Source organism: Desulfobacterales bacterium (assembly GCA_029211065.1).
Classification (GTDB): Bacteria; Desulfobacterota; Desulfobacteria; order Desulfobacterales; family JARGFK01; genus JARGFK01.
Window position 1 is genome coordinate 1 of the sequence record JARGFK010000201.1, and the last position, 4,018, is coordinate 4,018.

The 4,018-nt window shown below is 44.3% G+C and carries 6 protein-coding genes; all 6 read left to right on the forward strand.

Translation table 11 applies throughout. From position 1 onward, the window contains the following. Positions 1 to 266: 266 nt before the first annotated feature. Positions 267 to 653, forward strand: coding sequence for a DUF2703 domain-containing protein (locus P1P89_22515; GenBank protein ID MDF1594295.1), 387 nt, complete (start codon positions 267 to 269; stop codon positions 651 to 653). 58 nt (positions 654 to 711) lie between these two features. Continuing rightward, positions 712 to 1,356, forward strand: coding sequence for a cation transporter (locus P1P89_22520; GenBank protein MDF1594296.1), 645 nt, complete (start codon positions 712 to 714; stop codon positions 1,354 to 1,356). Between the two features lie 95 nt (positions 1,357 to 1,451). Next, entirely contained in the window at positions 1,452 to 2,087 is a 636-nt protein-coding gene (locus tag P1P89_22525) for a class I SAM-dependent methyltransferase (GenBank protein MDF1594297.1), read from the forward strand. A 90-nt stretch (positions 2,088 to 2,177) separates the two neighbouring features. Beyond that, the gene (locus P1P89_22530) at positions 2,178 to 2,582 is read left to right on the forward strand and encodes a hypothetical protein (protein ID MDF1594298.1); all 405 of its coding nucleotides are present in this window, start codon (positions 2,178 to 2,180) and stop codon (positions 2,580 to 2,582) included. Between the two features lie 224 nt (positions 2,583 to 2,806). Then, on the forward strand, positions 2,807 to 2,965 hold the full coding sequence (locus P1P89_22535; GenBank protein ID MDF1594299.1) for an MGMT family protein: 159 nt from the start codon (positions 2,807 to 2,809) through the stop codon (positions 2,963 to 2,965). A gap of 484 nt (positions 2,966 to 3,449) precedes the next feature. Beyond that, a partial coding sequence (locus P1P89_22540; GenBank protein MDF1594300.1) for a hypothetical protein occupies positions 3,450 to 4,018 on the forward strand: 569 nt, incomplete at its 3' end.

Below are 4,018 nucleotides of genomic sequence, written 5' to 3' on the forward strand. Positions count from 1 at the left end.
CGTGTCCGTCTACCCGACCCTTTTGTTCTTTCGTTTCCGTTATCAAATCCCGCTGAATCCCTCACCGAGAATTCCTGACCAAAGCCAGCCCTCCTTTTAATTTTTTAAAAAATTCAGTATCTTGTGGTTTTAGTACATTTATTATGATATTTAGCATTTAACTTGTCGATTTTCATCGAATTTCAATTGGATTTGACCCAGAACAGTGTGGTAAAGTCTAACCAGTTTTTTAAATTTGAAAACATATCAGAATGTAAGGTGTAAAAATGAAAACATTAACTGTCAGATGGCAAAGACTTGTAAATGAAAAAGGAGAAACTTGCGAACGATGTCTTGCTACAGGAGATTCAACGCAAAATGCATTTAATAAACTCAAAAAGGCACTTGCAGAAATAGATATAGAATTGAAATTAGAAAAAGAAGCGCTTGACTTTTCAACCTTCACAAAAGATCCATTACAATCAAATCGAATTTGGGTTGACGGAAAGCCATTGGAAGCCTGGATCGGGGCTACCATTGGGAAAAGTCAATGTTGTGATGCATGCGGGGACTCCGATTGTAGAACGCTGATAGTTGATAAAGACACGTATGAGAAAATACCCGAAAATTTAATCATTAGGGCTGGCCTACTTGCCGCTGCCGAAATTCTTTAAATACAACAAAAAGCGGATTGATCACTTATTCATTTGCGATATCAAAAGGACATTATGAATGGAAACCTCTGCCAATTCTTCCCCAGAGATCAATCATCCGAAGCAAAATCTATACAAAAGAGCCTCTCTGCTCGCTAAAATCACCATTTTTTATAATCTGATTGAGGGGATCGTATCGGTTTTTTTCGGTATGGAGGACGAAACGCTCTCCCTTTTCGGTTTCGGTATCGATTCCTTTGTTGAGGTTTTGTCGGGGATTGGTATTTGGAATATGATTCAACGCATGAAGCACAACCCTGATGCCGATCCCGGACCTTTTGAAATAAAAGCTCTTCGGATTACTGGCACGGCGTTTTATGTACTGGCTGCTGGCCTATTAATTACTGCCGGTGTTAATTTATACCAGGGTCATCGACCTGAAACCACATTTTGGGGGATTGTAATTGCGGTGATATCCATCTTCACAATGTGGGTTTTGATCTATTTTAAGGTTAAAGTAGGAAAGCAATTGAATTCTGAGGCAATCTTGGAAGATGCTAATTGCACGAGAGCCTGTCTCTATCTTTCATTCACCCTTCTTTTATCCAGCGTAGGTTTTGAATTGACAGGAATAGGAGAAATTGATTCCATAGGCGCGGTCTTGATAGCCATCTTCGCATTCCGAGAAGGGCGAGAATCTTTTGAAAAAACACGTGGTGATTGAATTAAAACGGACCCGGTACGGAACTGTGGAGTGCATGGATTGGATACTTTCACAAGTTGTCATAAATCAGGATAAAATTATAACAGGTATTTAAATTGAGACTATTTAAACCGGACCCAAAAGATCACTGGGAGCGTGTCTATAAAAAAAACGCATCTACCGAAGTCGGCTGGTATCAGGCATATCCTGAACGGTCCCTGAAACTGATCAATGATACCGGCGTGGGCACTGATGGCAGCATTATCGATATCGGCGGCGGTACGTCAACGCTTGCCGGACACCTTCTGGATAAGGGATACAGGCAAATAACGGTTTTTGACCTTTCGGGAAACGCAATCGAAAAGGCGAAATCACAACTTGGCGAAAAATCAGGCAGAATTAATTGGATTGAGGCAGACGTCACAAAATATAGCTTCATGAAGCAATATGACATCTGGCATGATCGCGCAGTATTTCATTTTCTAACCGAAGCTGAGGACAGAGAAGGATATAAAAATTCTCTTAATCATGCCCTAAGACTAAATGGCCATCTGATTATATCAACATTTAGCCCGGATGCTCCGCCGAAATGTAGCGGACTTCCTGTCGTCAGATACAGCCAGGAAGCTCTGGAAAATGAGTTGGGAAACAACTTTACGATGGTTGATAGTTTTGCCGAAGATCATCTGACGCCCTCCGGGATAAAACAGAATTTTATGTTTTGCCGATTCATCAAGCGCTTCAAAGCTTAAAAAGAGAGGCAGGGTCTTTCCGGCAATCTCCTTGACCATTGATCAGAAAGATTAACCTGCCCTCATAATTCAATAGCGTTCTTTCTTATTATGAAAAATATGATCCTCAAAGCCCTGCTCACTTGGATAGGCATTGCATTCGCGGAGACGCTGCACGGCATTCTTCGCGTCAAACTATTAAACCACCGGCTTGGCGCTCGCCGCGTAGGGGTTTTTACAGGATCGGTCATCATTTTGATTATCGGCTGGTTTACTGTCCCATGGATCGGACCATCCAGTAACAGGGAGAGCATGATCGTGGGATTTTTCTGGCTTGCCTTGATGCTAAGCTTTGATGTTGCCTTCGGGCGACTCGTCTTTCATTTTTCCTGGCGGCGCATCGCTTCCGACTTCGATGTTATGAAAGGCAACCTCCTCCTGCTGGGGATGGTGCCGGGCTTCCGGGTCGGACCAAGAGAATGGGGCTTCCGTAGCTTCCGGGTCGGACCAAGCTAACTTACTGGGGCTTCCGGGTCGGACCAAGCTAACTTACCAGAAATATAGAGAATAGGTTTAAACTTACTCCTTAAAACAGGGCTATATTGCACTTTCGGGGGCCAAAAACAACATTATAGCCATGAATCAGCTCTTGGCTCTTTCCATTGGGCGTTAAGAGCCAAAGGGCACACCCCTGAATCCCCCTTCCAAATATTTCAATGTATCAAAGAGAGGAGAGAAAAATGAAGACCTTTGCCGATAAGGCGTACGATCTTTTAAGGAAGGTGCCTGAAGGGCGCGTTACGACCTATAAGGAAATTGCCCATGCCCTGAAAACAAGGGCCTATCGGGGGGTCGGGCAGGCCATGCGAAGAAACCCCTATGCGCCCGAGGTTCCCTGACACCGGGTTGTTGCCACATCCGGTCGGATTGGGGGATTTCAAGGAAAGACATCGGGAGCAGCGATACAGAAAAAAATAAAAATGCTCAAAGACGAAGGGATCGAGTTCCACAACGGAAAGGTAAGGAATTTTGAAGAAGTTCTTTTTCGATTCTCATAGTACCTGCATTTTGCATGATATAGTGGCATCGTGGAGTCATTGTAAGAGGGTGCGTTCATTTTGAAAGTTCCTGGCAATCAACACCAATTTTAAAAGCTATGGATGAGGCCAAGACAAGCAGACTGGATTCTTACTTGTATCGAATCGAATTATCTCATTCTCATGACTGCGGACAAGATTCACCTAAAAGCCCCTTATGTTCCCCACGATAAACCCTAAAGAAACCGTTTAAGTGCCGGATAGAAGCACAACACAAAATAAAAACTTGTTTGTTTTCCTAAAAAGTGATATTTTCTTGAACAGGAAAATGGAGGTTTTCAGGAAATTGCCGACAGAAAAAGAGATGCTCGAACAACTCCGAAGGGGAAAGGTTTCACTGCCCCCGCTCTCTTTTCGCTTGCTGAAAGGCGGGCAGAAGTTAGGGTTAGGGGGTGCCGTCCGTTTCGATGCCCTGCTTGAGGCATCATGGGGTAAAAACAAAGCAAAATTCATTGTTGAGTGCAAATCCCTTTCGACGCCCAAAGCGTTTCAAAATGGTCTCATCATGCTGAAGGCCTCGTCTCTCCCGAAAGGCTGGGGGCCGTTGCTGTTTCGGCCCTTCCTCAGTGAACAACAATTACAGGAGCTTGAACGGGAAGGAATCAGCGGCATTGATCTGTGCGGCAACGGTGTGGTGATTGTGCCGGGCAAGTTTTCCGTATTCCGCGGCGGCGAGAAAAATTTCTTCACCTCTTCTGCACCTATCAAGAATATTTATAGGAAAAACAGCTCCATGGTGGGGCGGGTGTTCCTCTTTCGTCCCGGCTTTAAAACCGTTCAAGATATCTGCGCAGAGATCAACCGGCAAAACCCGCTGGTGAAGTATTGGAACAAAAAAGCCATGAGCCTTTCGAC